Origin of the sequence: Streptomyces sp. NPDC002994 (genome assembly GCF_040611155.1) — a bacterium.
Taxonomy (GTDB): domain Bacteria; phylum Actinomycetota; class Actinomycetes; order Streptomycetales; family Streptomycetaceae; genus Streptomyces.
On the sequence record NZ_JBEXNQ010000014.1, the window covers coordinates 190,908 to 215,575 of the forward strand.

The window sequence follows — 24,668 nt, forward strand, 5'->3', positions numbered from 1 at the left end:
ATGGACCTCTCATTCCTCACCCCACTGTACGAACGTGCCGGCCCGTGGGCCTCTGTCTACGCCGATACCTCCACCATCGACGAGTCCACTCCCGAACGGCGCGAGCTCCACGCCCGCCAGGCCTGCCGCGACCTGCTGGAACAGGGCGCCGACGAGGCGACGGGGTACGCCGTGTACGACGCCCTGGCCTCGTACACCCACAGCGCGGCGCCCGCGGGCCGCGCCGTCTTCGCGCACGGCGGCGAAGTGGTGCTGGACCCGCCCCTGGCGATCCGCCCGCCGGCCCCCGTGACCAGCTGGTCCGTGCTGCCGCGGGTCGGCCCACTGCTCGGTCTCGCGGGCGAGGAACCGGTCTGCCTGGTCGCGTACATCGACCGCAAAGGCGCCGACTTCGAGCTGCGCACCACCCTGGGCAGCCGTCCCGCCGGGCAGATCCACGGCGAGGAGTGGCCGCTGCACCGCACCGCGAGCGACGACTGGTCCGAACGCCATTTCCAGCTGAAGGTCGAGAACACCTGGGAGCAGAACGCCCGCGACACCGCCGAGGCACTGAGCGCCTGTCAGGAGGAGACCCGTGCGGGGCTGGTGGTCCTGGCGGGCGACGAGCGTGAGCGGCGCGCCGTGCACGACGCGCTTCCGCAGCGGCTCCAGCCCCTGACCATCGAAACGGGCCACGGCGGCCGGTCGGCCGGGGCGGACTCCCGGCTGCTGGACGAGGACGTGGAACGGGCCAGGCAGGAGCACGCGCGCAGGCACGCCACCGCCGAGCTGGAACGCTTCCGGGCCGCCCGCAACCCGTCCGTGGACGGCGGCATCGTCGTCGCGGCCGAAGGGGTGCCCGCACTTGTGGACGCCGCGCGCGAGCACCGGATCTCGGAACTGCTGGTGGACCCCGACGGGCCCGACGCCGCCCGCGAGGTGTGGGTGGGCGACGAGCCCGACCAGCTGGCCGTACGCCGTACGGACGCGCGCTACCTGAGTGAGCGCGAGCCGCACACCGCTCGCGCCGACGACGCGCTGCTGCGCTCGGCCGCCATGACCGGCGCCGAGGCGGTCATGGTCCCTCCGGCGGGCGACAGCGCACCGGACCTCGCCGGCCCCGCGGGCGGGCTGGGGGCGCTGCTGCGGTGGTCGCGGCCGGACGGGACGTAGGGCTGCGCGCCCCTTCCCGAACGTGTCCTCAAACGCCGGACGGGCTGGATTTGCCGCGCAGCGGCAACGCTCAGCCCCTCCGGCGTTTGAGGAGCGGGGTCTGGGGCGGAGCCCCTCACACGGCGGAGCCGCAAAGTGTCAGCGGCCTCCGGCCCCGAGCCGAGCCGTGCCGCCGGATTCGGAAGAGGTCCCGGCGGGTAGTCGCGTGCCATGCCTTCAGTACACGCGCATGTCCCGCCCCGGGCGCCGGGGCGGATCGCCGCCTGGCTGAGCGCCCGTGACCGGGCGCTCTTCCACGGCGTGGCGACCCACCACTGGCCGGGCGCGGACCGCGTCCTGCCGCGCCTGAGCCACGGGGCGAACCACGGTGTGCTGTGGTTCGCTACGGCCGCCGGGATCGCGGCCCTCGGCGGCAGCAACCGCGCCCGCCGGGCCGCCGTGCGCGGCGTCGCCTCGCTCGCGCTGGCGTCGGCCGCCGTCAACACCATCGGTAAGCGTTCGGTGCGCCGGGGCAGGCCCGTCCTGGACGCGGTGCCGCTGATGCGGCAGCTCAAGCGCCAGCCGATCACCACCTCCTTCCCCTCCGGGCACTCCGCGTCCGCCGCGGCGTTCGCGACGGGTGTCGCGCTGGAGTCCAGGGGGTGGGGTGCGGTCGTGGCCCCGGTCGCGGCGTCGGTGGCCTTCTCCCGCATCTACACGGGCGCGCACTATCCGAGTGATGTGCTGGTCGGGGCGGCGCTGGGGATAGGAGCGGCGTTCGCGGTGCGCGGGATCGTACCGACGCGGGACCAGATCCCCGCCCCCGGCCGGCCGTACACCGAAGCCCCCACGCTGCCCGGCGGCAAGGACCTGATCGTCGTGGTCAACAAACAGTCGGGTTCGGCTGTGGCCACGGCGGCGCTCGTACGGGACGCCCTGCCACGCGCCCACGTCGTCGAGTGCGAGCCCGACGAGCTGTCGGCCGAGTTGGAAAAGGCGGCGCAGCAGGGGCGGGCGCTCGGTATCTGCGGCGGGGACGGCACGGTCAACCAGGCCGCGGTCGTCGCCGTCCGTCACGGGGTGCCGCTCGCCGTGTTCCCCGGCGGCACGCTGAATCATTTCGCGTACGACCTGGGCATCGAGGAAGTCCACGACACCTGCCGGGCCCTGGCGTCCGGCGACGCGGTCAAGGTGGACCTGGGCCGGTTCACGCCCGGCCCGGGACCTGGCGGCGAGCCGGGGCATTTCCTCAACACCTTCAGCCTGGGCGTCTATCCCGAGCTGGTACGGGTCAGGGAACGCTGGGCCCCGCGCATCGGCGGCTGGCCCGCCGGCGTACTGGCGGCGGCCGAAGTACTGCGCGGCGAGCGACCGCTGGAAGCCAACATCGGGGAGCACAAGGGGCGTCGGCGCGCGGTGTGGATGCTGTTCGCGGGCAACGGCATGTACCAGCGCTTCGGCGCGGCCCCCGCCCGGCGCCTCGACCTGGCCGACGGGCTGCTCGACGTACGCGTGGTGCACGGCGGGCGGCTGCCGGGCCTGCGGCTGCTGGCGGCGGCGCTGGCGGGCCCGCTGAGCCGCTCCCCGGTACACGCGGCCCAGCGGCTGCGCAAGGTGTGGATCTCGGATCTCGCGCCGGGCACGCTGCTCGCGTACGACGGTGAAGTGGCCGAGGCGCCACGGGAGTTGGCCATCGACAAGGTCGGTGAGGCGCTCACCGTGTACCGTCCGCTGCCTCTGTAGAGGCCTCTGAGACCTCTGCAGGGGCCTCGGAAGGGGCCTCGGTGACGTCGAGAAAGACGTGGTCGGCTCGCGGCCAGGTCATTTTCACGGAGCGTTTGATGCGTACGCAGACGAGCTCCACCTCCTCGCTGTCCAGGCCGGGCATCAGGTCGACGCGGGCGGCCACCAGGAGGGAATCGAGTCCGAGCTGCATCGTCAGCAGCTCGTCGACGTTGTCGATCTCCGGCTGAGCCTCGATGAGCGCGCGGATGCGCGCGCGCAGTTCGGGATCGGCGGCCTCACCGATGAGCTGCGTCCTGGCGTCCCGGCCGAGCCGGTAGGCGACGTACACGAGCAGCAGGCCGATGGAGAAGGACGCGACCGCTTCGTAAACGACGTCCCCGGTCACCATGTGGAGCACCATGCCGGCCGCGGCGAGCAGCACGCCGACGACGGCGGTGCCGTCCTCCGCGACGACCGTGCGCAGGGCCGGATCGCGGCCAAGGCCTGTGCCCGGCTGGCGCCGCGCCTGGTAGAGGGCGCGGGCCAGGGAGGTCCCCTCGGCGAGGAGGGCGACACCGAGGACGGCGAGCCCGGCGACGTAACCGGTGTGCGACTCCTTGCCAGTGGCGCCACGGGCTGCTTCGAAGCCCTGGAAGAAGGAGAAGCAGCCGCCCATGATGAAGATGCCCACGGCGGCGAGCAGGGCCCAGAAGTAGCGTTCCTTGCCGTACCCGAAGGGGTGCTTCCGGTCCGCCGGGCGGCGACTGCGGTGCAGGGACGCGAGCAGGAAGACCTCGTTGAGGCTGTCCGCGACGGAGTGCGCGGCCTCTGAGAGCAGGGCGGGCGATCCCGATGCCAGTCCGCCGACTGTCTTGGCGGCGGCGATGACGAGATTGGCGGCGAGTGCCACCAGGACGGTAATCCGGGTCTTACGGTCGGGCTTTCCGGTCACATCAACTCTCAGGGTATTCAGCGTATTCAGTGTATGAGGGCGAAATCCGGGAACTCGCGGATCAGGAGGTGCACACAATGGTTCCCATCCTGCTGGTTCTACTTCTCGCACTGATTCTCTTCGGTGCCGGATTCGCCGTGAAGATTCTCTGGTGGATCGCCATCGCGGTCCTGGTCATCTGGCTTCTGGGATTCTTGATGCGAAGCACATCGGCCACGGGCGGAAGGTCCCGTTGGTATCGGTGGTAGGAGAGGCAACAGAAGCGGGGCGGCGGTCTTCGGGCCGCCGCCCCGTTTCTTTGTCTGCCTGTTTCCTATTCGCCTCTGGGCAGCAATGGCCCCAATGGCCCGAGGTCGATATTGAGGTCCTCGGGTTCGAGGCCGAAGCGGGTGCGCAGCACGTCCATCCGGTCCTCCAGGAGCATCAGCGTCATGCCGATCCGCTCCTCCTGCTCCTCGCTGAGGTCCCCGGTCTCCACGCGGCGCAGCGCCTGGCGTTCCATCAGCTGGCGCAGCAGCTCCACGACCGTCAGGACGAGCTTGACGAGATCGCGCTCGACGGTGTCGGCGTCGAGCTCCACCCGGCGGCGGCCTTCGGTGGTTTCCGTGACTTCGGTGGTTCCGGTGGCTTCGGTGGTCATGCGGACTCCTCCTCCTCGAACGGGGACGGCACGTCGGCGTTGACGGAGCTGATGAGGGCGTTGAGGTCGACCCGCACGAGATCGACGTCGGCGATACGCAGGGTCAGGTCACCGGTGATCACGACTCCGCCGGCCAGCAGCCGGTCCAGCAGGTCCACGAGGGCGAGTTGGCGCTGGGCCAGGGGTGACGCGGTGTCGGGTGGCTGCGGCGTCGTCATGGTCCGGCTGTCTCTTCCTGCCCCGCATGCCCCGCGAAGGAGTACGGGGCCCAGGGGCCGGTGAGTTCCACCCGTACGCCCGGGTCCTTCGGCGTGAGCCGGCCGACCTCCGCCACGAAGGCCTCGCCGCGCTCGCGCGACACCAGGTACGCCGCGTTGAGGATGTTCTGTCCCGGCGTCTCGGAGAGCCGGGAGTCCTGCGGGCGGTGCAGGACAGCGGCCTCGGCGCACAGGGAGAGTTCCGCGTGCAGCGTGCGTGACATGGTCTCGGCGCGTTCCCATACGCTCTCGCGCGCCTGGCGGCGGCTGAGGCGCCGGCGCAGGTAGTCACGGCCGGTCGCGGGGGCTTGCACCTGCGGCACCTCGGCCGGCTGCGGTTCCGGCTCGGGATCGGCGTACACCTTGACGCCCCACTCGACCCGTCCTTCCAGCCTCTCCAGCGTCTGTACGAAGCGGTCGTGCCCCGCGTCGAGCAGTCGGCGTACGCCGCTGTCGTCGACGCACACGGTGGCCAGGCGCAGCGGCACGGGCGAGGTGACGGCCGTCAGGGCGCCGACGACGGCCTCGTGCGTGCGGGCGGTGGCGGAGAGCCAGTCGAGGCTCTCCAGGTGCCGCTTGAGCGGCGCCTCGGCGAAGTCCTCGGCCGGCACCGGGCTGACCACGGCGACGAGGTCGCGGTGGTGCAGCAGCCGGGGTGGCTCACCGTCGAGGCCGCGCACGCCTTCCGGGGGGACGCCGTCGAAGGGCCGGGTGACCGCGTATACGTAGCGCAGTTCGTTCATGCCTCGTCCTCGCGCTCTTCGAGAGCGGGCTCCGGCGCGGCCTCCAGATCGGCGATGCGCCGCTGCAACCGCTCGTTCTCCTCGGCCAGTTCACGGCGACGGGCGCCGGAGGAAAGAGAGGGGTCGTCCTCCCACCAGTCGATGCCCATTTCTTTCGCCTTGTCGACGGAAGCGACGATGAGGCGGAGCTTGATGGTGAGGAGTTCGATGTCGAGGAGATTTATCTTGATATCTCCGGCGATGACGATTCCCTTGTCCAGTACGCGCTCAAGAATGTCCGCGAGATTCGCGCTTCCATTGGAGGCGTACGGGTCGGGAAGCCTGTTCGGCGTCGTCATCGGCGGCTCGGGCTTCTGTTCATGTCGTCGGGTTCCTCTTCTCCAGCCGGTCGAGGAGTTCGTCCTCCCGGCGGTCAAATTCGGCCTCGTCGATCTCTCCCGCTTCGAGCCGGCGCTCCAGGAGGGACAGTTCGCGCTGGATGGCCGACGGGTCGTAGTACTGCCGCTCCGCCTCCGCGACCACCTGCCGCAGCACCCAGCCGGTGCCGCGGACAGGGGCCACGGGCAGGAGCAGCAGCTCACCCAGGAGTCCCATGGCTACTCGCTCCCTTTCCGGTCACTCCACGAAGCTGTACGGCGGCAGTGGGCCGTTCACCTGGAGCACGAGATGGGGGTGCTCCTTGCGCAACGCGTCGACCGCCTCCACGAACTCCGCGGTGCGGTCGCGGTCGACGAGGAAGGAGACATTCGCCAGCCAGCCGCTGCTCTCCGGTCCGGGGCTGACGGCTCCCGCCGCCGCTTCCAGCGCCTGGCGCACCAGTTCGCCGTCGCGCCGTTCGCGGTCCTGCACGGCGGCCACCACGCGTTCGCCGAGCCGAAGCTTCTGTTCGTACGTTCCGCCGCCCGCCGCCCTGTTGGCTTCGTTGAGCGCGCGCAGTTCGGCGTCGTCCGCCAGCACCTGGTGCAGGACGGCCTCCTCGTCGTGCGTGGCCTTCACGTTGTACTCGACCTGGTTGTCGAGTGCGTCGAGCCGCTCCAGGTAGTGCTTCTCGCGTTCGGCGAGCACCGTGCGTACGGACTCGTCGTCGGCCGACAGGCTGCCGAAGCGCATCGGCAGCACGGCGCCCTCGGCGCCGGCGTCCGCGAGCACGGTCTGGTGGGCCAGCAGATCGCGGCGCTTGGGCCTGAGGTCCTCGGGGGCGTCGCTCACGAGGGCGGTCAGTTCGCCGGTCCTGAGGGTGCGTACGGGCATCGGCGGGTCGCCGACTCCGTTCGTCGGCTCGGGGAGTTGGGGGTGGTTGGCGCGTGCGATGCCGTAGACGTACGTACTCACACCTGCTCCTCCTTCCGGCGGGAAGCGGTGGTGCCGCGCCGGGAACTCGACTTCGGCTCCGGCTCTTCGTCACCGCCGCCGCGGGCCTGCTTGAACGCGCCCGAGATGGTCTCGGCGGCTCCGGACAGCGCGCCCTTGGACTTGCCGCGGGCGCCGGACTCGGTGATGTCACCGACGATCTCGGGGAGTCCGGGGCTCTTGTTGGCGCCGGTTTCGAGGTCGAGGCGGTTACAGGCTTCGGCGAAGCGCAGGTACGTGTCGACGCTCGCGACCACGACGCGGATGTCGATCTTGAGGATTTCGATGCCGACCAGGGAGACACGTACGAACGCGTCGATGACGAGTCCCCGGTCGAGGACGAGTTCGAGGACGTCGTAGAGGCCGCTGGTACCGCCGCCACCTCCGCCTTGCTGTGCCGGGACTACGGTCATGCCGACCGGCCCTCCTTAAGGGTGGGTTGGTGTAGTTTGTCGTGATGGATACGGGTCGATTCGGGCGGCTATGAACGGTCCGCCCTGCCGCGCTCGTAGCGGCGGACGCGCCGGTAGCCACTGAGCGCGCCGTAGTCGTCGAGGGTGACTTCGTACGACGCGAGCAGGCTCATCGTGTCGGGGACCCGGGCCAGTTCGAGGACCTCGATCCGCAACATCCAGCCGCCGTCGTCCTCCATGCGTTCGAAGGAGGAGACCGACTCGGCCTCCATGCCGGTGAGCTCCGCGAGTTGCGACCGCGCGCCGCGCAGCACATCCATCGGGCCCGGCAGGCTTTCCGCCTTCGCTTGCGAGTTGTGCGAACTCCGCTTGTTCTTGGGTGCGTTGTCGGACGTATCGGATGTATTTGCCATGGCAGCCTCCGACATCGGGTAACCCACAACGCCGGTTCCAAACGCCTGGCCGCTCCGGTGCGTGGCGTCCGGTCAGCGCAGAGCGCGCAGACGCCCGCGCGCGGGGCCCAGCGCGCGACCCCTGGAGGACACGCCCGACCAGGGGTTCGCGCGGGCCTGTTCCAGTACGCCGTCGATGTCCGTCAACGACCAGGTGCGCGCGGTGAGCTGCTTGTCGTCGAGCTGCTCCCAGGAGACCGGCGCGGCCACCGGTGCGCCCTCCCTGGCGCGGGCCGACCAGGGGGCGACGGCCGTCTGGGCGTAGGCGTTGCGCCCGACGTCCAGGTAGAGCCGGTCGCCGCGGGCCTGTTTGCGAGCGGCCGTGGTCAGATCGTCCGGGTGGCGCGCGGCAAGGACCTCCGCGACTTCCCTGGCGAAGGCGCGGGAGTCGTCGAACGTGGTGTTCCGGTCGAGGGGCACGATCACATGAACACCCTTGGAACCCGTGGTCATCAGCGTGGACGGCAGCCGCAATTGGTCGAGGAGCTCACCGAGCCGGTGCGCCGCTTCCCGTACGGCGGGGAAGTCGTCCCCGGGCGGGTCCAGGTCGAAGATCAGCCGGTCGGGCCGAAGCCGGTCGGCGCGGTCGGCGCGCGAGAGCCAGCGGTGCAGCGTGAGGCACGCCTGGTCGGCCAGGAAGACGAGGGTGGCGCTGTTGTCGCACACGGTGTGCGTGACGGTGCCACCCTCCTTGGGGACCCGTACCCGGCGTACCCACTCGGGGTAGTGCGCGGGGGTGTCCTTCTGCATGAAGCGCGGGCCTTCGGTGCCGTCCGGCCGGCGCTCCAGCATCAGGGGCCGGCCGCGCAGCTGGGGCACCGTGAACGCCGCCATCCGCCGGTAGTAGTCGGCGACATCGGCCTTGGTGAGGCCGCAGTCGGGGAAGAGGACCTTCCCGGGCCGGTGGACGGTCACCGTGCGGTTGCCGGCCTTCATGGTCACGGTCGTGGTGTCGCTCATCGTCACTCTCTCCTGGCTTGCTCCGGCGCCGTACGCACGCGACCGCCCCCACCAGCACGCAGGCGCGAGCACGGGGCCGCCCGTCACCGGCGGCCCCGCGTGCCCGCACGGCGCGGGGAGGGTGGCGGGGTGTTCAGGGCACCCCGCCACCCACGCCCCGCCGCGCTCTCACCGCGCGCTCACTGCGCTCTCACCGCGCTCACCGTACGATCACCTTCTCCGCCAGGAGCGCTACCGCGGCCGCGATCGAGTCGGCGTCGATCCCCGAGGCACTCAGCTGCTCCTGCTCCGTGGCCGAGCCGGGCATGTTCCCCACGGCCAGGCGGACCAGGCGCGGCGCCGGCCGTCCGTCGGCGAACACCTCGGCGACCGCGTCGCCCAGGCCGCCCTGCGGATGGTGGTCCTCCACGGTCACCAGGCAGCCGGTGCGTTCCGCCGCCGTCTGGACGGCGCGCTCGTCTACGGGCTTGACCGAGTACAGGTCGACGACCCGGACCGGCAGGCCGTCCCGCGCCAGCAGGTCCGCGGCGCGCAGCGCCTCGTGGACCGTCACGCCCGCGGCGAGCAGGGTCAGTTTGTCGTCGTCGCCGGAGCGCAGCAGCTTGCTGCCGCCGATCGGGAACTCCTCGTCGGGTCCGTAGATGACGGGGGTGGCGCCCCGGCTGGTGCGCAGATAGCGCACGCCCCGGCTCCGCGCGTCGCCCTCCGCCATCGCGGCGACGAGCTTGGCCGTCTGGTTGGCGTCGCACGGGTACAGGACGGTGCTGCCGTGTACGGCGCGGAAGAGCGCGAGGTCTTCGAGCCCCATCTGGGAGGGGCCGTCCTCGCCGATGGCGACTCCGGCGTGGGAGCCCACCAGGTTGATACCGGCCCGGCTGACCGCGGCCATCCGTACGAAGTCGTGCGCGCGGGTCAGGAACGCCGCGAAGGTCGAGGCGTACGGGACGTAGCCCCGTGTCTGCATCCCGACCGCCGCCGCGACGAGCTGCTGTTCGGCGATGTAGCACTCGAAGAACCGGTCCGGGTGTTCCTTCGCGAAGAACTGCGACCGGGTCGAGTCGCTCACCTCGCCGTCGAGGGCCACGACGTCGCCGCGCGCGGTTCCGAGCGCGGCGAGCGCCTCGCCGTACGCGTTGCGCGTGGCGACCTCGTCGCCCTTCTCGTAACCCGGCAGCTTCAGTTGCCCGCCGCGGGCGCCGTTCGCGCTCCGCGCGCTGTGCGGCTTCTGCACCTCCACGTGGACGAACCGGGGCCCGCCGAGCTCCTCGATCGCGCTGTCGGCGTCCTTCAGCGGCTTGCCGTGCATTCCTTCCTTGTCCTCCACGGCGGCGACACCACGCCCCTTGCGCGTGCGCGCGACGACGGCGGTGGGCCGCCCTGTGGTGGAACGCGCCTCGTTGAACGCGGCATCGACGGCATCGACGTCGTGGCCGTCGACCTCGATGGTGTGCCAGCCGAAGGCGTGCAGCCTGCGGGTGTACGCCCCGAGGTCCCAGCCGTGGCGGGTGGGGCCGCGCTGCCCGAGCCGGTTGACGTCGATGACGAGGGTGAGGTTGTCGAGGTGCTGGTCGGCCGCGTGCTCGACGGCCTCCCACACCGATCCCTCCGCCATCTCGCTGTCACCGCTGAGTACCCATACGCGGTACGGGACCTGGTCCAGCCGCTTGCCCGCCAGCGCCACTCCGACACCGACCGGCAGGCCCTGCCCGAGCGAGCCCGTCGCCACGTCGACCCAGGGGAGCCTGGGCGTCGGGTGCCCTTCGAGACGGCTGCCACGCCGCCGGTAGGTCAGGAGTTCCTCGTCGTCGATGGCGCCGGCCGCCCGGTACAGGGCGTACAGCAGCGGTGACGCGTGGCCCTTCGAGAGGATCAGGCGGTCGTTGCCGGGGTGGTCGGGCCGGCCGAAGTCGTAGTGCAGATGCCGGGCGAGGAGTACGGCCGCGAGGTCCGCCGCCGACATCGAGGAGGTCGGATGGCCGGACTGGGCGGCGTCGGCGGCCCGTACCGCGTCCACCCTCAGCTGCTGCCCGAGCTCGATGAGCTGTTCGCTGTCCATGTCACTCCTTGGGGGTCACTCCCTGCCGGGTCGGTCGGCTCCGTCGGGTCGGTCGGCTCCGTCAGGTCGGTCCGGTCGGCCGCCGGGAACCCTGGCCAGCTGCGGCGCCGACGTGTCGAGCGGGACCGACCAGGACCGTACGAGGCCCAGCTGCACGGCCTGGCGCGGCAGTACGGCGTCGAGCATCCAGTCGGCGGCGACCCGCACCCGGTTCCCCGGCATGGCGGCGAGATGGTAGCCACGGGTGACGGCGCCCGCGACCGGGCCGGACAGGGGAACGCCGAGCGGATTGGCGGCGGCCTTGACCCCGCCGAGGTCCACGGCGAACCCCAGGTCGTTGTGCTTGTACGTCTGCCGCTCCCCCTGCCCGAGGGACGCGGCGACATTGCGGCCCGCGACCTTCCCCTGCCGGGCGGCGTGCTGCGCCGTCATCGGCGTGTACTCCCCCGGCCGGGTCAGGTCGGGCACGGCGGCGGCGTCACCGCAGGCGAAGACCTCCGGATGACCGGGCACGTTGAGGGTGGGCTCCACGAGCAGACGCCCGCGCTCGACGGGCAGACCGACCTCGGAGACCAGCGGATCGGGCCGCACACCGACACACCACACCAGCGTCCTGGTATCGACGAACTCCCCGTCGTCCAGCCGCACCCCTTCGTGGGTGGCCTCCTTCACGGACGTCTGCGTCCGTACGTCGACTCCGCGCCCGCGCAGCACCTTGTCCGCGGTCTGCGACAGCCGCCGGTCGAGTTCGGGCAGGACGCGCGGCGCGATGTCGAGCAGCAGCCAGCGCGGCTTGTGCCCGGCGTGCCGCCAGGAGCGCTGTTTGCGGACGAGGGCGTCGGTGAACATCTGGCCCTGGGCGGCGACCTCGGTCCCGGTGTAGCCGGCGCCGACGACGACGAAGGTGCAGCGCGCGGCGCACTCGTCGGGGTCGCCGATGGCGGCGGCCAGTTCGATCTGGCGGGTCACGTGGTCCCGCAGGTAGAGGGCCTCGGGCAGACCGCGGAAGCCGTGGGCGTGCTCGGCGACGCCGGGCACCGGCAACAGTTTGTTGACGCTGCCGACGGCCAGCACCAGCCGGTCGTACTCCAGCTCGCCCGTGTCGTCCTCGGGCCCGGTGTAGTGCACGCGCCGCGCCGCCAGGTCGATGTGGTCCGCCTCGCCGAGGACCAGCCGTACGCGCGGGAGCGTCCCCGGCAGCGAGACCGTCACGCGGCGTGGTTCGAGGATGCCGGCGGCGACCTGTGGCAGGAGGGGAAGGTAGAGGAAGTAGTCGGTGGGGTTGAGAAGAACGATCTCGGCGTTGTCCCGGAGCTGCCGGGAGAGGGTCTTCGCGGCCTGATGGCCCGCGAAACCCGCTCCGACGATGACGATGCGGGGACGGTTACGGGTCACTGCGTTCACCTCGTAGGCGGGGCGGTTGCGGTGGACTTTCCCGGTGCCCCTGAGCCCGGGGGCCAAACACCGAGCGGCACGGGTTCCCGGCGACGCCCTGCGGAGCGTCAGCCTCGCCGGTCGGGCGCCTCGGATTCCCTCCGGGGTACGGCCGGGGCGGCGGGAGGTGCCGGTGGCACCGGTGGGGTGCCGAAGGGGATACCACCCGGCGGGGTGACCGGCGGCACGGCGGGGGCGCCGAGCTCGGCGGCGCGCGTATCGCCGCTGCCGGGGCGGGCGGCCTGCTGCTTGAGCACCACGGCCAGCCCGAAGAGCAGGATCCCGGCGACCAGCGCGGCCGCCCACGCGGGCAGGGCGAGGTCCAGTACCAGCACGAGGAACGCGGCGGCCGCCGCACCTGCGTAGAGCGCGGCCGCTCCGGCCCCGGTGTACAGGCGCGCCGTGCGGCGCTGCTTCCTGGTCTGTTCGCGCAGCTCGTCCTTGAGGGTGTCGCGGACGACCTGGGCGACCTGTTGCGACAGGTTCGTATCCATGGGCGGCGAGTACCCGCCCCGCAGACCAGTACTCTCCCCCCTCATCTCACATGACAAGATTTACGTCTCACATTCCGGCATGGCGGCGTACCGTACGGCGTACCGCTTCACGCTTCGAGGGAGAAGGAGTCCGGCCATGCCGCAGGAGAACGCCGTCTACACCCATGGGCACCACGAGTCGGTACTGCGCTCGCACAGTTGGCGTACCGCCGCCAACTCCGCGGCGTACCTGCTGGACGAACTGCGGCCGGGGCTGGACGTTCTGGACGTGGGCTGCGGCCCCGGCACCATCACGGCGGACCTGGCCGCACTCGTCACCCCGGGCAGGGTGACGGCGGTGGACGCGGCGGAGGACGTCGTTGTGCGGGCGCGCGAGGTGGCGGCGGAACGAGGCCTGGCGAACGTGGACTTCGCGGTGGCCGACGTCCACGCGCTCGACTTCCCCGACGACTCCTTCGACGTGGTCCACGCCCATCAGGTGCTCCAGCACGTCGGTGATCCGGTGCGGGCGCTGCGGGAGATGCGGCGCGTGTGCCGCCCCGGTGGCATCGTCGCCGCACGCGACAGCGACTACGCCGCCATGACGTGGTTCCCCGAGGTGCCGCTCATGGACGAGTGGCAGCAGCTGTACGGCCGGGTCGCCCGCGCGAACGGCGGGGAACCGGACGCGGGCCGCAGGCTCCTGTCCTGGGCACAGCGGGCCGGCTTCACGGATGTGCGGGCGTCTGCGGCGGCATGGTGTTTCGCGACGCCGGACGAGCGGGCGTGGTGGAGCGGCCTCTGGGCGGACCGTACGACGGCATCCGTATACGCCGAACTGGCAGTGGCCGGCGGCCACGCGACACCGGACGACCTGTCGGCGATCGCCGGGGCGTGGCGGGAGTGGGGCAGCCGGGAGGACGCGTGGTTCATGGTGCCGCACGGCGAGGTGCTGTGCCGCGCGTGAGGACGAGGGGTGAACTGGGGCGCTGCCCCAGACCCCGCTCCTCAAACGCCGGAGGGGCTGGATGGTGCGGCCGAATCCAGCCCGTCCGGCGTTTGAGGACACGCCCGAAGGGCGTCTGTGTTGTCTGGGGGGCTGGGGGCTTGCCCCCAGTTCGGGAAGGGGCGGGGTGGGGAAAAGCCCCGCAGGGCATCGTCGGCGTACCCCCGCCGGGCAGACAGAGCACCAACTACCCTGATCCCATGGAGATCCTGGGAACCACGCTGCGCATCTGCGTCGAAGACCTGGAGGCCACGGTGGCCTTCTACGAACGCCTCACCGGAAGCCGCGCCCTGCGCTTCGAGCGCGGCGGCGTCTCCGTCGCAGCGGTCGGCTGCTTCCTCCTGATGAGCGGCCCCGAGTCCGAACTGGAAGTGCTGCGCAAGGTGTCGGCGACCATCGCCGTCAAGGACGTCGACGAGGCCGGCGCAGCCCTGACCGGCGCCGGCGCCCGCATCATCGCGGGCCCCGTCCCGACCCCCGTCGGCCGCAACCTGATCGCCGCGCACCCCGACGGCTCGGTCTTCGAGTACGTCGACCGCCGCGCGGCGAACTGAACTACTCCCCCGCCGGCCGCATCCGGTAGTCGTACGCGTCAGGCAACGGCTCGTCGCTCACCGCCGCCCACACCTCGCCCAGCACTTCCGCGCCCTCCCGCAGGTCCGGCACCTCGAACCCGGCGTCGAAGAGGGCGCGGGCGCCCTCCTTGTCGCCCTCGGCGACGAGAAGCTGCGCCTCGACGAGCCGGAAGCGGCCGCTCCCCCGCAGGACGGGAGGCAGCGCGTCCCAGACCGTGCGCGCCGCATCCGCCCGCCCCGCCGCCAGCAGCGCGGCGATCGCCTCGCGCCCCAGAGCGGCCGTCGCCGCCGCCCACGCCTCGCCGTCACGCTCGTGCCGCTCCCTACAGATGTCTTCGAACGCCTCGGCGTAGTGATCGGCGGCGCGCCCCACGTTGCCCGCGTCCCGGTCGGCGACAGCGAGGCAGCGCAGCAACGGCCATCGCGACCGGCTGACTTGAAGGCCGCGCTCCCAACTGCGCACCGCCTGCGCCAGATCGCCCGCGTGCCACTGGGCGACGCCCAGGTGGTACTCGGTGAGGGGCTCCGCCGGCGCCGTCTCCAGCATGTCGCGCCAGTGCGTCGCGACCAGGGACGGCCCGGGCGGCGCCGCCTCGCCAGAGGCGTCCGGAAACGTACCGCTGCGCAGCAACTCCACCCATGGCTCCTGCTGTTCCCCGAGCGTCGCCTCGCCGAAGGGCGTGCCGGGAAGCTTGAATCCGGCGCGCAGCACCTCCAGCGCGCCCCACCCCGAGCCGGTCGCGAGCGACTCCCCCGGCTCGTGGTCGGCGTACGGCCTCCACGCCTCGTACGCCGCGTCCACCCGCGCCCGTGGCAGCGCGTCCTCCAGCCGGGCGCCGGCCTCCGCGCGGGCAGCGGCCCAGTCCTCGCCGTGCACCGCACCGGGGTCGGCGGCCAGCGGACCGTACGCCTCCAGCCAGCTGAACTCGGCTCCCGCCTCCAGCGGTACGTGCTCCAGCTGCGTACGGGCGAGGCCGGCCTGGATCTCGGCGTACCCCGGGGTGCCAGGCTCGGTCAGCCACTGCTGCCAGCGCCGCCCGCCACGCCCCGCGCCCCACAGGAACAGCTTGCGCCCGCGCAGTTGGTCGGTGGAGGTCTGGACGAGTCCCCGGCCGTCGGCGTCGAGCGCCGCGATCCACTTGCGGGCGTCTTGTGGCACCTCGTAGAAGTAGTCCGCCGGGTAGTCGCCGCGCAGCGGGTACGTACGGTCGACCCCGTCGCCGCCCGAATCCGGGACGGGGACGCGCCGCAGGCTGCGCTCGTACCCGAAGTGCCAGGCTTCGTCCGCCGGGGCGAGGACACGGGTCCCCTCGTCCTCCGGGACCGCGATGTTGGACCACCAGTAGGCAGGGACGGTCCGCTCGTGCGGGTTGCGTATCCGTACGCCGACGTACAGGAAGTCGGAGTCGGCCGGCAGCCACAGGTCGACCTGGAAGGGCAGGTCGCGCAGCCGTTCCCACTCCCAGAGCCTGACCATGTCGCCGCCGTCGGGGGCGGGGACGATCGCGGCGTGCAGCGGGGCGCAGGACAGCGTCGTATGTCCGGTGGCGCCGATGTTCCACTCCAGCCCCCCGGAGAACCAGGCGCCGTTGAGCGCGAAGTCGGCGGGCTGGAAAACCGGGTTGCGGTAAAGGAGTTCGCGTCCGGTCGGCTTGTGGAACAGCGAATGCACGCGCCCGCCGAGGCCGGGCAGCACGGTGGCTCGCAGGCGGTCGTTCTCGATGACGATCGCGTCGAGGTCCGTCGGCGTGCGCTCGCGTCCGTAGCCGTCCAGGACGCGTACGGGCAGGAGGGTGCGCAGCGGTTCGTATCCGACCTGACGGGCCATGTCGCGCGGCAGCCCGGCGCGCGACCGCTCGTCGACGGCATGCTGCTCGTCGAGCGGTCGGAGTCCGGGAAGCGGGTTCTCCGGCCCCAATGGGGCGGCGGGCAGGGTCAGTACGGCACGTCGCACGGTGGTGGCCAAGGCAGCCTCACTCCCTCACACGGGCCGCCGTCCGCCGACGCCCGATCCCCATCGGATCACGCCGGCCGCCACCTGACCAGGGGGTCCTGGGGCTCCGCCCCGACCCCGCTCCTCAAACGCCGGAAGGGACGAGTCGGGGAACAGCCCCGCGGGGTACGGCGAGGAGGTCGCAGAGATCAGCCGCGCATCTCCGCCGTGATCGCCCAGCGCTCGTGGTCGCGCCACGCGCCATTGATGTGGATGAAGTCCGGCGAGAACCCCTCCAGCCGGAACCCCGCCCTGCGGACGAGCGCGATGGACGCCTCGTTCGCGGGCTGGATGTTGGCCTCAAGCCTGTGCAGCCCCAGCGGGCCGAACGCCTGGTCCAGCACCAGCCCGAGGCCCTCGCTCATCAGACCGCGCCCCGCCGCGTGCGCGAACACGCCGTACCCCAGCGCACCGCACAGGAAGCCGCCCCCGACGATGTTGTTGATGTTGATGAAGCCCGCGATGCTGCCGTCGGAGCGCTCGCACACCAGGTAGCCGACCCTCGTCGGGTCCTCGATGAGCGGACCGGCATAGGCGGCGTACGCAGACGGCTGCTCCGGCGGGAAGAGCCACGGGTGGTGCAGGCTCCTGCTCTCGCGCGCCCGCGCGGTGAACTCGTCGGCGTCGGCATGGCTGAAGAGCCGCAGGGCGACCCGCGGCCCCTCGGCAAGGTGGACGACGCTCTCTGACATGCGGCCAGGCTACTTCCGAGCGCCGCCCCGTGAAGCAGCCGCCGCGCGGCGTCAGCCGAGCGTCCCCCTGATCACCGGGAGCTCCAGGACCCCGGTGTCCTCGGGGGCGCTGGTGACCGTCACCGGCTTGATGCCGCGGTTGCCGTAGTACGCGTCGTCGCTCGCCGCGACCACGAACTCCAGCCGGTGCCCCGCCTCGTACCGGTGCACGATGCCGGGGAGCGAGACCGTGAAGGGGCGGGTCACATCCGGCACCCTGACCGGCGCGACCAGACGCTGCACGAGCGTCTTCGTGCCGTCGGGAGCGACGTCGTACAACTTGGCGAAGAGGACGAGCTTGTCGGCGGCGTCACCGGAGTTCTGCACGCGCTCGGCCTTCGGCGAGACGACCTTGAGCGTCGCCTTTGGCGCGCCGACCACGTCCACGGCGGCCTTGAGCGGCGTCGTGGACCAGCCCAGGTAGGTGCCGGGCGTGTCGCTGGGCTTGCGGTCGGGCAGGCCGGTCAGGCCGGAGAGGGAGTTTTCGGAGTGGCTGGTGGGGTGCAGGTGGTTGCGGTACTCACGGGCGCCGCGCACGACCTTCGACCGGTTGTCGACGAGCTTGCCGTCGCCGGAGAGGTAGACCTTCCGCGACAATGCGGGCGGCGCGGCGGCCGTGCCGTAACCGCTCTGCCAGTCGCGGTAGTACGCGAAGGCGGGACCGGTGTCGGTGCCCTTGTTGCCGTGCAGGTAGCGGTCGAACCAGGCCAGGATGCGCTTGCCGACGTAACTCGTCTCCAGATTGCCCTGCCCGAGGTTGAGTTCACCGGCGGCGGGGTCGGTAAGACCACCGCTGTGGCCCCAGGACTGCCAGATCATCCGGGTTTCGGTGCCCTGCGCCTTGAGGGTCTTGTACGTCGCCTCCGCCTCATTGAGGTTGAAGAGGCTGTCGGCCTGGCCCTGGACGATCAGCGTCGGCGCCTTGACCCGGTGGAGGTACGAGGCCGGGGAGACGCTGCGCGCGTAGGCCATCATCGCGGCGGTGCGGTCGGCCGGGTAGCGGCCGGAGGTCAGAAGCCGGGTGGTCTCGCAGGCCTTGGCGACGAAGTGCAGGCAACCTCCGCCGCCGATCCGGGACGGGTCGAGACTGGGGTTGAGCAGGCCCTGCGCCTCCCCCATGAGGAAGAAGCCCGATGTCCACTGGTACTTGTACGCGCCGGGAACGGACCCGTCGTTCGTCGCGTTGTTGGGGTCGAGGGAGTAGGCGAGGTCGTTCCAGGTGATCAGGGGCACGAGCGCGTCGAGGCGGCGGTCGTTCGCGGCCGTGGCCATTTGAATCGTGCCGCCGTACGAGCCGCCGATCATCCCCAGGCGCGGATCGCCCGCGCCGTCCTTGACGACGTAGTCGGCCCGGGTGCCGTCGTCGGCCGCGCGGGTGCCGCCCAGGAAGTCGACCAGGCCCGACGCTGCCCTGCCGTCGATCTCCGGGTCGTTGAGCGAGATGGGGCAGCCGGACTTGCCGAAGCCGAGGCCGGAGTAGGCGAGGGCGACGTAGCCGCGGGTGGTGAAGGCCTTGGCGATGGCGTCGGTGGAGCCGTCGGCCTTGCTGCCGCCGAAGCCGTTGGTGGTGAGGACGGCGGGCGCGGGGCGGCCCTTGTCCACCCCGGCGGGGCGGTAGAGGTCGGCGTCAACGGTGCACTTCCGGTCGCCCGCCTGCACCGTGAACTTCAGTGGCGTAACTGTGAATTCGCCGGATCCGCCGGCCGCGCCCGCCTGCCCGGGAACGGCGAGGGCAAGGGGCGCGGCGAGTGCGGCGCCGGCGGCGAAGACGACCGGTCTGCGGGACACGAACACGGGGCGGCGACGGCGACAGCGACGGAACATGCGGACCTCCACACTGAGGACACCTTACCGACCAGTAAGTATCGGCGCTCGACATGCTGTGACACGTGTCATACCGCTGTCAACCATTCATACACGGGAGATTGATGGCGAGTCAGTAAAGATGACGACGGCTGGGCCGGACGGCGGAGCGCGGAAGTGCGTTGTCAGACCCGGCTGTTAGGTTCCGGGCATGACGATGAAGCGGGTGCCGTTCACGGGCGGCGAGAAGGAAAGTCTCCAGGTCAGCCTGGACCGGCACCGCGATGCCGTGCTGTGGAAGCTCGATGGTCTCGATGATGAGCAGCTGCGCCGGCCCATGACCCCATCGGGGACGAGTCTGCTCGGTCTGGTGAAGCATCTGGCGAGCGTCGAGTACGGGTGGTTCTGTACGACGTTCGGGCGCGAGAGCGAACCGCTCTGGTTCGATCCGTTCAAGGAAGAAGACATGACCGTGGCCGACAACGAGTCCACCACGGACATCGTGGAGTTCTACGGCCGTGCGCGAGCCGCCGCCGACCTGGCCATAGCCGACCTCGACCTCGACACCCTGGGTACCTCGTGGTCGGGCAACACCGTGTCGATGCGCTGGGTGCTCATCCACATGCTGGAGGACACCGTGCGGCACGCGGGCCACATGGACATCCTGCGCGAGCTCATCGACGGGGCGACGGGGGACCACCCCGACGCCGCTTGAGCCCCCGTCGCCTCAGCGCAGCGCGGGTTCGTCGAGGGTGAGGGTGCGGGTGTCCGTGTCGAGCACGGCCGGCACGCCGAGCGGCAGAGTCAGGGCGGTCGCACAGTGCCCGAAGCCCAGCTCCTCGACGACCGGCACCCCCAGGGTGCCCAGCCGGTCGTACAGCAGCGTCCGCACCTCCTGCTCGTACGGGCCGCAGTCCTCCCACGAGCCGAGGGCGACGCCCGCCACGCCGTCCAGCCAGCCGGACCGCAGCAGCTGGGTCAGGATCCGGTCCAGCCGGTACGCCTCCTCGCCGATGTCCTCGATGAGCAGCAGCCCACCGCGGGCGCCGGCCCGCGCGTCCGGCGTGCCCACGCCGGCGGCGAGCAGGCTGACGCAGCCGCCGAGCGTGACACCGCGCGCCCGGCCCGGGACCATGACGCGCGCCGTCTCCAGGCCCAGGGTCATGACCGACTCGGGCGCGAAGAGGGTGGCGCGCAGCGAGTCCTGGGTGCGGGCGTCCTTGAGGAAGGACGTGGTGGCGACCATCGGACCGTGCAGGGTGGACAGGCCGAGCCGTACGGCGAACGCCTCGTGCAGTGCGGTGATGTCGCTGTACCCGACGAAGACCTTGGGCCCGGCCGCGCGCATCGCCGCCCAGTCGAGCAGGTCCACCATGCGCTGGACGCCGTAGCCGCCCCGCGCGCAGATCACCGCGTCGACCGACAGGTCGCACCAGGCTTCCTCCAGGTCCCGGGCCCGCGTCTCGTCCGGGCCCGCGAGGTAGCCGAACTCCGGGTGGGTGTCCCGCACATGGGCGCCCACCACCGGATCGAGGTCCCAGCCCCGCAGGATGTCGAGTCCCGCTTCGAGCCGCTCCTCGGGTACGGGTCCGCTGGGAGCCACGACGGCGACCCGTGCCCCCGGCCGCAGTCGCGCGGGGCGAGTCAGCGGCTCGAGGAGGGGCGCAGATGTCATTTGGCGAGCTCCAGACGGGGCACGTCGTCGCGGTCGATGCCGAATGCCTGCGCGTACAGCGACAGTTCGGCCTCCAGCGCGCGGGCCACCGTCTCGGCCCTCCGGAAGCCGTGCCCCTCCCCCTCGAAGGCGATGTACGCGTGCGGGATGCCGCGCCCCGCCATGCGTTCCAGGAACCGCTCGCACTGAACGGGCGGGCAGATCACGTCGTCGAGTCCCTGGAGCAGCAGGAAGGGCGCGGTGATCCGCTCGGCCTGGTGGGCGGGCGAACGGTCGCGGTAGCGGTCGGCGTACGCCGCGAGCGGCCCGACGAGGCTCTCCAGGTACCGCGACTCGAAGTCGTGGGTCTCGCCCGTCGCCCAGGCCGCCAGGTCGAGGATCGGGTACATGACGGTGCCGCAGGCGTACACGTCGGTGGCGGCGAGCGAGGCGGCCGCGGTCCAGCCGCCCGCGCTGCCGCCGCGGATCGCGAGCCTGCGCGGATCGGCGGTGCCCTCCTCGGCCAGGGCGACGGCGACCGCGGCGCAGTCCTCGACGTCCACGACGCCCCACTGCTCGCGCAACCGGTCGCGGTACTCGCGCCCGTACCCCGCCGATCCGCCGTAGTTGACCTCGGCGACCCCGATGCCGCGCGAGGTGAAGTAGGCGATCTCCAGGTCGAGTACGAGCGGGGCGCGCCCGGTCGGTCCGCCGTGCGCCCAGATCACGTACGGCGGCAGTTCGTCGGCGGGCGCGATGTGGCCGGGGTTGTGCGGCGGGTAGATGTGGGCGTGGGTGTCGCGGCCGTCGGGCCCGGTGAAGACGCGGATCTGCGGCTCGGGATAGAAGGCGGGGTCCACCGGGTCGTCGTGCGCGGAGCCGATGACCCGGGTGTGCCCGGTGCCCGTGTCGAGCTCCATCACCTCGTACGCGCTGCGCGGGCTGGCGGCGACGCCGACGACCCTGCTGCCGTACACGGCGAGGGTGGGCGCCCATTCGGTCCAGGGGCCCGCGGAGTCGACGACCTCGCCCATCTCCGGGTCGAGGATGCCCAGCGCGGTGGTGCCGCTGCCGTGAATGACGGCGACCAGGCCGTTGTCCAGTGGGTGGAACCAGCGCAGGCCGATCTTCCAGAGCGGCCCGCCGAACTCCTCGGCGCGGGAACACAGCGACGCCGCCACAGTCTCCCCGCGCGGGTCCGCGCGGTAGAGGTTCCACCATCCGCTGCGGTCGCCGGCGAAGAGCAGCTGCCCGTCGGCCGTCCAGTCGACCTGGGCGACCGCCTCGTCGGCCCCGCCGGCCAGGCGCGAGGGCGCCCGGAAGGTGCCGTCCTCGGAGTCGATGTCCGCGAGGATCACTTCCGTGCCGTCCCAGGGCATCCGGGGATGGTCCCAGGCGATCCAGGCCGCCCGGCGCCCGTCGGGGGAGACCCGCGGCCCGGTGACGAAGCGGTGGGCGCCGTCGGAGAGTTCGCGTACGGCAGCGCGGTCGCCGGCGGCCGAGCCGTCGAGCGGTACGGCCACGATGACGCGCCGTACGTCGGTGGGGTCCGCGCCCGTGAACTCCTCCAGTACGCACCACACTTCGCCGGCCGCGCCCCGGTCCATGCGCAGCTGCGGGTCGACCCAGCGCAGCCCGCCGCCGACCGCCGACACGGGGGTGAGCGGCCGGGGTTCGGCGCCGGGCACGTCGGGTTCGTACGCGTAGAGCCGTTGGTCGGCAAAGTGAACGAAGACGACGAGCGGCCCGCCGGTCTCCCGCTGCGCCCCGGCCCAGGGCTGGCCGCCGTACTCGATGACCCTGCTGCGTACGTTCCAGGGAGCCGGCAGCACCGATTCCTCGCCGCCGTCGGCCCGCCTGCGCATCAGCGCGCGCCGGCCGCCCTCGGCCGGGCGCGGCGCCGTCCACCACACCTCGTCGCCGATCACGCCGACGTACTCCGGGTGCCCGTCGTGCGAGGCGGCGAGCTCGGCGTCGATCGGTGACGGCCAGCTTCCGTACGTCCCTGTGGGCACCATGCCTTCCAACTCCCCTGCTAGGCCTGCTGGTCACTGCTAGGCGGTCTTCAGGTAATGATCGAGCACCCGCACGCCGAAGTGGAGGGCCTCGACCGGTACACGTTCGTCCACGCCGTGGAAGAGCGCCTGGTAGTCGAAGTCGACGGGCAGCTTGAGCGGGGAGAAGCCGTAGCCGGTGATGCCGAGCCGGGAGAACTGCTTGGCGTCCGTGCCGCCCGACATGCAGTACGGCACGACATGCCCGCCGGGGGCGAAGTGCTCCACCGCCGCCCGCAGTTTCGCGTACGTCGGGGAGTCGGTCGGCGCCTCGAGCGCGGTCTCCCTGTGGTGGAACTCCCAGTCCACCTGGTCGCCGGTGAGCAGGTCCAGGGTCTGCCGGAACTCCTCCTCGCCGCCGGGCAGGAACCGCCCGTCGACATAGGCGGTGGCCCGCCCCGGAATGACGTTGACCTTGTAACCGGCGTCCAGCATGGTCGGGTTGGCGCTGCCGCGTACGGTCGCCTCGACCAGTGCGGCGGCGGGGCCCAGCTTGTTGAGGAGGGCGTCCACGTCGAAGTCGGGCGCGTCGAAGTCCGGTGCGTCGAGGTGGTGCAGGGCGGCGAGCTCGGTGAGGCTGGCCCGGACGGTCGGGGTGAGCCGCACCGGCCATTCGTACGCGCCGATCCGGGCGATGGCGGCGGCCAGCCTGCTCACCGCGTTGTCCCGGTTGACCTTGGAGCCGTGGCCCGCCGTGCCGATGCCGGTGAGCTTGAGCCAGCCGGTGCCGCGTTCGCCGGCGGCGATCGGGTAGATCTCCAGGCCCGGGCCCGCGTGGAAGGTGTAGGCGCCGGATTCGCTGATTCCTTCCGTACAGCCCTCGAAGAGCTCCGGATGGTCTGCGGCGAGGAAGCCCGATCCGTCGACCGCGCTGGCCTCCTCGTCGGCGGTGAAGGCGAGCACGATGTCGCGGCGGGGCCTGGTGCCGGTGCGCGCCCAGGCCCGTACGACCGCGAGGATCATCGCGTCCATGTTCTTCATGTCGACCGCGCCACGGCCCCAGACCACTCCGTCGCGGACCTCCCCGGAGAAGGGGTGCACGCTCCAGTCGGCGGGCTCGGCGGGTACGACGTCGAGGTGACCGTGGACGAGGAGCGCGTCGGCGGACGGGTCGGTGCCGGCGATCCTGGCGACGACGTTGGTCCGTCCGGGGGTGCGTTCGAGCAGCACGGGCTCCAGGCCCGCGTCGGCGAGCCGCTCGGCGACGTACTCGGCGGCCGGGCGCTCGCGGCAGTCGCCGCCGCCGCGGTTGGTGGTGTCGATCCGGATGAGATCGGACGTGAAGGTCACGACCTCGTCGAGCGCGAGCGCGTCGATCGTTCCCCCGATGGCCGTTCCCCCGTTGACCGGCTGTCTGTCAGCCATACTGCTCCTCCACCGCGGCCGAGACGATCGTCGTGACGGCCTTGAAAGTACGAATGCCCTCATACATCGTTCCGCTGGTGTACGCGACACGCCGCTCTCCGGTCGCCTCCACCCCCGGTACCACGGTGGCGACCCCTGAAAGGTGCTCCGCGTCGAATTCCAGCTCCACGGTGAACGATCCGCCGCGCACCGGCTCGTGGCGTACGGCCAGAGCGGTCGCCTCCTTGGCGGCGGCCCTGATGTCCGCGGCGGTACGGGCCGGGGTGCGGCAGACCGCCGCGTACCGGGACACGTAGTCCTTGACCGCGACCTTGCGGGCCTCGGGCGCGTACCCCTTGGCGTCCTCGCAGGTCAGGTCGTCGCCGGTGACGAGCACCACCGGAACCCCGTACTCCGCGACGACGTGGGAGTTGAGCAGGCCCTCGCTGGCGCGCTCGCCGTTGACCCACACCCCCGTGATGGAGTTGGCGAGGTAGGTGTGCGCGAGGACGCCCTCGGTGCCGGCGCCCGTGTGGTAGCCGACGAACGCGATGCCGTCCACGTCCCCGTGCTGCACGCCTTCGACCATGCTGAGCGATTTGTGCCGGCCCGTGAGCATTTCCGCACGCTCGTCGAGCTGCTCCAGGAACAGGTTGCGCATGGACCAGTGCGCCTCGTTGATCAGCACCTCGTCGGCGCCCCCGTCGAAGAAGCCGAGGACGGCCGCGTTCACGTCCGAGGTGAACAGGGACCGGCAGCGCTCCCACTGCGGGGTGCCCGGCAGCACATCGGCCGGCCAGGTGACACCGGTGGCGCCCTCCATGTCGGCGCTGATGAGGATCTTCATGAATCCGCTGTCCCCTCATCGCGTGCCCTGACGTCCATGCTCATGCCGCGTCACGTTACGCGCCCACGAACGCCC

The 24,668-nt window shown here is 71.6% G+C and carries 26 protein-coding genes; 6 read left to right on the forward strand and 20 right to left on the reverse strand.

Annotation, left to right across the window (positions count from 1 at the left end):
* Together ABZX79_RS20855 and ABZX79_RS20860 are read left to right on the forward strand one after the other, a co-directional pair.
* Positions 1–1,152 (forward strand): Vms1/Ankzf1 family peptidyl-tRNA hydrolase, encoded by a 1,152-nt coding sequence (locus tag ABZX79_RS20855; protein WP_355259516.1) that lies wholly within the window; start codon positions 1–3, stop codon positions 1,150–1,152.
* 210 nt (positions 1,153–1,362) lie between these two features.
* Positions 1,363–2,874, forward strand: a complete 1,512-nt coding sequence (locus ABZX79_RS20860) for a phosphatase PAP2 family protein (RefSeq protein ID WP_355259519.1) — start codon at positions 1,363–1,365, stop codon at positions 2,872–2,874.
* On the opposite strand, the gene ABZX79_RS20865 is transcribed toward ABZX79_RS20860, so the two are convergent.
* The gene (locus ABZX79_RS20865) at positions 2,846–3,808 is read right to left on the reverse strand and encodes a cation diffusion facilitator family transporter (RefSeq protein WP_355259522.1); all 963 of its coding nucleotides are present in this window, start codon (positions 3,806–3,808) and stop codon (positions 2,846–2,848) included. The two genes, ABZX79_RS20860 and ABZX79_RS20865, sit on opposite strands and share 29 nt — an antisense overlap.
* Positions 3,809–3,885: 77 nt before the next feature.
* On the opposite strand from ABZX79_RS20865, the gene ABZX79_RS20870 reads away from it, so the two are divergent.
* On the forward strand, positions 3,886–4,056 hold the full coding sequence (locus ABZX79_RS20870) for a hydrophobic protein (RefSeq protein ID WP_214973479.1): 171 nt from the start codon (positions 3,886–3,888) through the stop codon (positions 4,054–4,056).
* Between the two features lie 65 nt (positions 4,057–4,121).
* Here ABZX79_RS20870 and ABZX79_RS20875 read toward each other — a convergent pair whose 3' ends face one another.
* From ABZX79_RS20875 to ABZX79_RS20930, 12 genes are all read right to left on the reverse strand, one after another.
* Positions 4,122–4,448 carry a gas vesicle protein K gene (locus ABZX79_RS20875; RefSeq protein WP_355259525.1) on the reverse strand — a complete coding sequence of 109 codons (327 nt, stop codon included), beginning with the start codon at positions 4,446–4,448 and terminating at the stop codon, positions 4,122–4,124.
* On the reverse strand, positions 4,445–4,666 hold the full coding sequence (locus tag ABZX79_RS20880) for a gas vesicle protein (RefSeq protein WP_355259528.1): 222 nt from the start codon (positions 4,664–4,666) through the stop codon (positions 4,445–4,447). The genes ABZX79_RS20875 and ABZX79_RS20880 overlap by 4 nt, the downstream gene beginning before the upstream one ends.
* Positions 4,663–5,448 (reverse strand): GvpL/GvpF family gas vesicle protein, encoded by a 786-nt coding sequence (locus ABZX79_RS20885; protein WP_355259531.1) that lies wholly within the window; start codon positions 5,446–5,448, stop codon positions 4,663–4,665. The genes ABZX79_RS20880 and ABZX79_RS20885 overlap by 4 nt, the downstream gene beginning before the upstream one ends.
* Positions 5,445–5,786, reverse strand: a complete 342-nt coding sequence (locus ABZX79_RS20890) for a gas vesicle protein (RefSeq protein ID WP_355259534.1) — start codon at positions 5,784–5,786, stop codon at positions 5,445–5,447. Before ABZX79_RS20890 ends, ABZX79_RS20885 begins: the two co-directional genes overlap by 4 nt.
* Positions 5,787–5,805: 19 nt before the next feature.
* Positions 5,806–6,042, reverse strand: coding sequence for a gas vesicle protein GvpG (locus ABZX79_RS20895; RefSeq protein ID WP_214973464.1), 237 nt, complete (start codon positions 6,040–6,042; stop codon positions 5,806–5,808).
* Positions 6,043–6,063: 21 nt separating this feature from the next.
* Positions 6,064–6,780 (reverse strand): GvpL/GvpF family gas vesicle protein, encoded by a 717-nt coding sequence (locus tag ABZX79_RS20900; RefSeq protein ID WP_355259537.1) that lies wholly within the window; start codon positions 6,778–6,780, stop codon positions 6,064–6,066.
* Positions 6,777–7,211 carry a gas vesicle structural protein GvpA gene (locus tag ABZX79_RS20905; RefSeq protein WP_355259539.1) on the reverse strand — a complete coding sequence of 145 codons (435 nt, stop codon included), beginning with the start codon at positions 7,209–7,211 and terminating at the stop codon, positions 6,777–6,779. The genes ABZX79_RS20900 and ABZX79_RS20905 overlap by 4 nt, the downstream gene beginning before the upstream one ends.
* A 68-nt stretch (positions 7,212–7,279) precedes the next feature.
* A complete protein-coding gene (locus tag ABZX79_RS20910) occupies positions 7,280–7,624 on the reverse strand; it encodes a gas vesicle protein (RefSeq protein WP_355259541.1) in 345 nt (114 codons plus the stop codon).
* A 72-nt stretch (positions 7,625–7,696) separates the two neighbouring features.
* Positions 7,697–8,623 (reverse strand): non-homologous end-joining DNA ligase, encoded by a 927-nt coding sequence (gene ligD / locus ABZX79_RS20915; protein WP_355259544.1) that lies wholly within the window; start codon positions 8,621–8,623, stop codon positions 7,697–7,699.
* A gap of 199 nt (positions 8,624–8,822) precedes the next feature.
* A complete protein-coding gene (locus ABZX79_RS20920; protein ID WP_355259547.1) occupies positions 8,823–10,679 on the reverse strand; it encodes a transketolase in 1,857 nt (618 codons plus the stop codon).
* A gap of 15 nt (positions 10,680–10,694) precedes the next feature.
* Complete coding sequence (locus ABZX79_RS20925; protein WP_355259550.1) at positions 10,695–12,074, reverse strand: NAD(P)/FAD-dependent oxidoreductase; 1,380 nt, start codon at positions 12,072–12,074, stop codon at positions 10,695–10,697.
* Between the two features lie 107 nt (positions 12,075–12,181).
* A complete protein-coding gene (locus ABZX79_RS20930) occupies positions 12,182–12,607 on the reverse strand; it encodes a phage holin family protein (protein ID WP_355259553.1) in 426 nt (141 codons plus the stop codon).
* Between the two features lie 136 nt (positions 12,608–12,743).
* Here ABZX79_RS20930 and ABZX79_RS20935 point away from each other — a divergent pair, with 136 nt between their 5' ends.
* Together ABZX79_RS20935 and ABZX79_RS20940 are read left to right on the forward strand one after the other, a co-directional pair.
* Entirely contained in the window at positions 12,744–13,553 is an 810-nt protein-coding gene (locus tag ABZX79_RS20935; RefSeq protein WP_355259556.1) for a class I SAM-dependent methyltransferase, read from the forward strand.
* A gap of 239 nt (positions 13,554–13,792) precedes the next feature.
* Entirely contained in the window at positions 13,793–14,146 is a 354-nt protein-coding gene (locus tag ABZX79_RS20940) for a VOC family protein (protein WP_355259559.1), read from the forward strand.
* Position 14,147: 1 nt separating this feature from the next.
* Here the strand turns inward: ABZX79_RS20940 and ABZX79_RS20945 are convergent, their stop codons facing one another.
* The 3 genes from ABZX79_RS20945 to ABZX79_RS20955 all read right to left on the reverse strand — a co-directional run bounded on the left by ABZX79_RS20945 (position 14,148) and on the right by ABZX79_RS20955 (position 18,715).
* The gene (locus ABZX79_RS20945) at positions 14,148–16,133 is read right to left on the reverse strand and encodes a DUF5107 domain-containing protein (protein ID WP_355259562.1); all 1,986 of its coding nucleotides are present in this window, start codon (positions 16,131–16,133) and stop codon (positions 14,148–14,150) included.
* A 176-nt stretch (positions 16,134–16,309) separates the two neighbouring features.
* Positions 16,310–16,852 (reverse strand): GNAT family protein, encoded by a 543-nt coding sequence (locus ABZX79_RS20950; protein ID WP_355259565.1) that lies wholly within the window; start codon positions 16,850–16,852, stop codon positions 16,310–16,312.
* 51 nt (positions 16,853–16,903) lie between these two features.
* On the reverse strand, positions 16,904–18,715 hold the full coding sequence (locus ABZX79_RS20955; protein WP_355259568.1) for a CocE/NonD family hydrolase: 1,812 nt from the start codon (positions 18,713–18,715) through the stop codon (positions 16,904–16,906).
* A gap of 190 nt (positions 18,716–18,905) precedes the next feature.
* On the opposite strand from ABZX79_RS20955, the gene ABZX79_RS20960 reads away from it, so the two are divergent.
* A complete protein-coding gene (locus tag ABZX79_RS20960; RefSeq protein ID WP_355259571.1) occupies positions 18,906–19,409 on the forward strand; it encodes a DinB family protein in 504 nt (167 codons plus the stop codon).
* Between the two features lie 12 nt (positions 19,410–19,421).
* On the opposite strand, the gene ABZX79_RS20965 is transcribed toward ABZX79_RS20960, so the two are convergent.
* From ABZX79_RS20965 to ABZX79_RS20980, 4 genes are read right to left on the reverse strand one after another with little or no spacing between them, the layout of a single operon-like run.
* Positions 19,422–20,369 (reverse strand): LD-carboxypeptidase, encoded by a 948-nt coding sequence (locus ABZX79_RS20965; protein ID WP_355259574.1) that lies wholly within the window; start codon positions 20,367–20,369, stop codon positions 19,422–19,424.
* On the reverse strand, positions 20,366–22,366 hold the full coding sequence (locus ABZX79_RS20970) for an LpqB family beta-propeller domain-containing protein (protein ID WP_355259577.1): 2,001 nt from the start codon (positions 22,364–22,366) through the stop codon (positions 20,366–20,368). The genes ABZX79_RS20965 and ABZX79_RS20970 overlap by 4 nt, the downstream gene beginning before the upstream one ends.
* Before the next feature lie 36 nt (positions 22,367–22,402).
* Positions 22,403–23,767, reverse strand: coding sequence for a M20/M25/M40 family metallo-hydrolase (locus tag ABZX79_RS20975; RefSeq protein WP_355259580.1), 1,365 nt, complete (start codon positions 23,765–23,767; stop codon positions 22,403–22,405).
* On the reverse strand, positions 23,760–24,593 hold the full coding sequence (locus tag ABZX79_RS20980) for a M55 family metallopeptidase (protein WP_355259583.1): 834 nt from the start codon (positions 24,591–24,593) through the stop codon (positions 23,760–23,762). Before ABZX79_RS20980 ends, ABZX79_RS20975 begins: the two co-directional genes overlap by 8 nt.
* Positions 24,594–24,668 lie beyond the last annotated feature (75 nt).

Bases quoted from the DNA above. Each gene is read 5' to 3' on its own strand.
- ABZX79_RS20855 (WP_355259516.1), top strand. From the start codon at position 1: ATGGACCTCTCATTCCTCACCCCACTGTACGAACGTGCCGGCCCGTGG.
- ABZX79_RS20860 (WP_355259519.1), top strand. From the start codon at position 1,363: ATGCCTTCAGTACACGCGCATGTCCCGCCCCGGGCGCCGGGGCGGATC.
- ABZX79_RS20870 (WP_214973479.1), top strand. From the start codon at position 3,886: ATGGTTCCCATCCTGCTGGTTCTACTTCTCGCACTGATTCTCTTCGGT.
- ABZX79_RS20875 (WP_355259525.1), bottom strand. From the start codon at position 4,448: ATGACCACCGAAGCCACCGGAACCACCGAAGTCACGGAAACCACCGAA.
- ABZX79_RS20880 (WP_355259528.1), bottom strand. From the start codon at position 4,666: ATGACGACGCCGCAGCCACCCGACACCGCGTCACCCCTGGCCCAGCGC.
- ABZX79_RS20885 (WP_355259531.1), bottom strand. From the start codon at position 5,448: ATGAACGAACTGCGCTACGTATACGCGGTCACCCGGCCCTTCGACGGC.
- ABZX79_RS20890 (WP_355259534.1), bottom strand. From the start codon at position 5,786: ATGACGACGCCGAACAGGCTTCCCGACCCGTACGCCTCCAATGGAAGC.
- ABZX79_RS20895 (WP_214973464.1), bottom strand. From the start codon at position 6,042: ATGGGACTCCTGGGTGAGCTGCTGCTCCTGCCCGTGGCCCCTGTCCGC.
- ABZX79_RS20905 (WP_355259539.1), bottom strand. From the start codon at position 7,211: ATGACCGTAGTCCCGGCACAGCAAGGCGGAGGTGGCGGCGGTACCAGC.
- ABZX79_RS20910 (WP_355259541.1), bottom strand. From the start codon at position 7,624: ATGGCAAATACATCCGATACGTCCGACAACGCACCCAAGAACAAGCGG.
- ligD (WP_355259544.1), bottom strand. From the start codon at position 8,623: ATGAGCGACACCACGACCGTGACCATGAAGGCCGGCAACCGCACGGTG.
- ABZX79_RS20920 (WP_355259547.1), bottom strand. From the start codon at position 10,679: ATGGACAGCGAACAGCTCATCGAGCTCGGGCAGCAGCTGAGGGTGGAC.
- ABZX79_RS20930 (WP_355259553.1), bottom strand. From the start codon at position 12,607: ATGGATACGAACCTGTCGCAACAGGTCGCCCAGGTCGTCCGCGACACC.
- ABZX79_RS20935 (WP_355259556.1), top strand. From the start codon at position 12,744: ATGCCGCAGGAGAACGCCGTCTACACCCATGGGCACCACGAGTCGGTA.
- ABZX79_RS20940 (WP_355259559.1), top strand. From the start codon at position 13,793: ATGGAGATCCTGGGAACCACGCTGCGCATCTGCGTCGAAGACCTGGAG.
- ABZX79_RS20950 (WP_355259565.1), bottom strand. From the start codon at position 16,852: ATGTCAGAGAGCGTCGTCCACCTTGCCGAGGGGCCGCGGGTCGCCCTG.
- ABZX79_RS20955 (WP_355259568.1), bottom strand. From the start codon at position 18,715: ATGTTCCGTCGCTGTCGCCGTCGCCGCCCCGTGTTCGTGTCCCGCAGA.
- ABZX79_RS20960 (WP_355259571.1), top strand. From the start codon at position 18,906: ATGACGATGAAGCGGGTGCCGTTCACGGGCGGCGAGAAGGAAAGTCTC.
- ABZX79_RS20965 (WP_355259574.1), bottom strand. From the start codon at position 20,369: ATGACATCTGCGCCCCTCCTCGAGCCGCTGACTCGCCCCGCGCGACTG.
- ABZX79_RS20970 (WP_355259577.1), bottom strand. From the start codon at position 22,366: ATGGTGCCCACAGGGACGTACGGAAGCTGGCCGTCACCGATCGACGCC.
- ABZX79_RS20975 (WP_355259580.1), bottom strand. From the start codon at position 23,767: ATGGCTGACAGACAGCCGGTCAACGGGGGAACGGCCATCGGGGGAACG.
- ABZX79_RS20980 (WP_355259583.1), bottom strand. From the start codon at position 24,593: ATGAAGATCCTCATCAGCGCCGACATGGAGGGCGCCACCGGTGTCACC.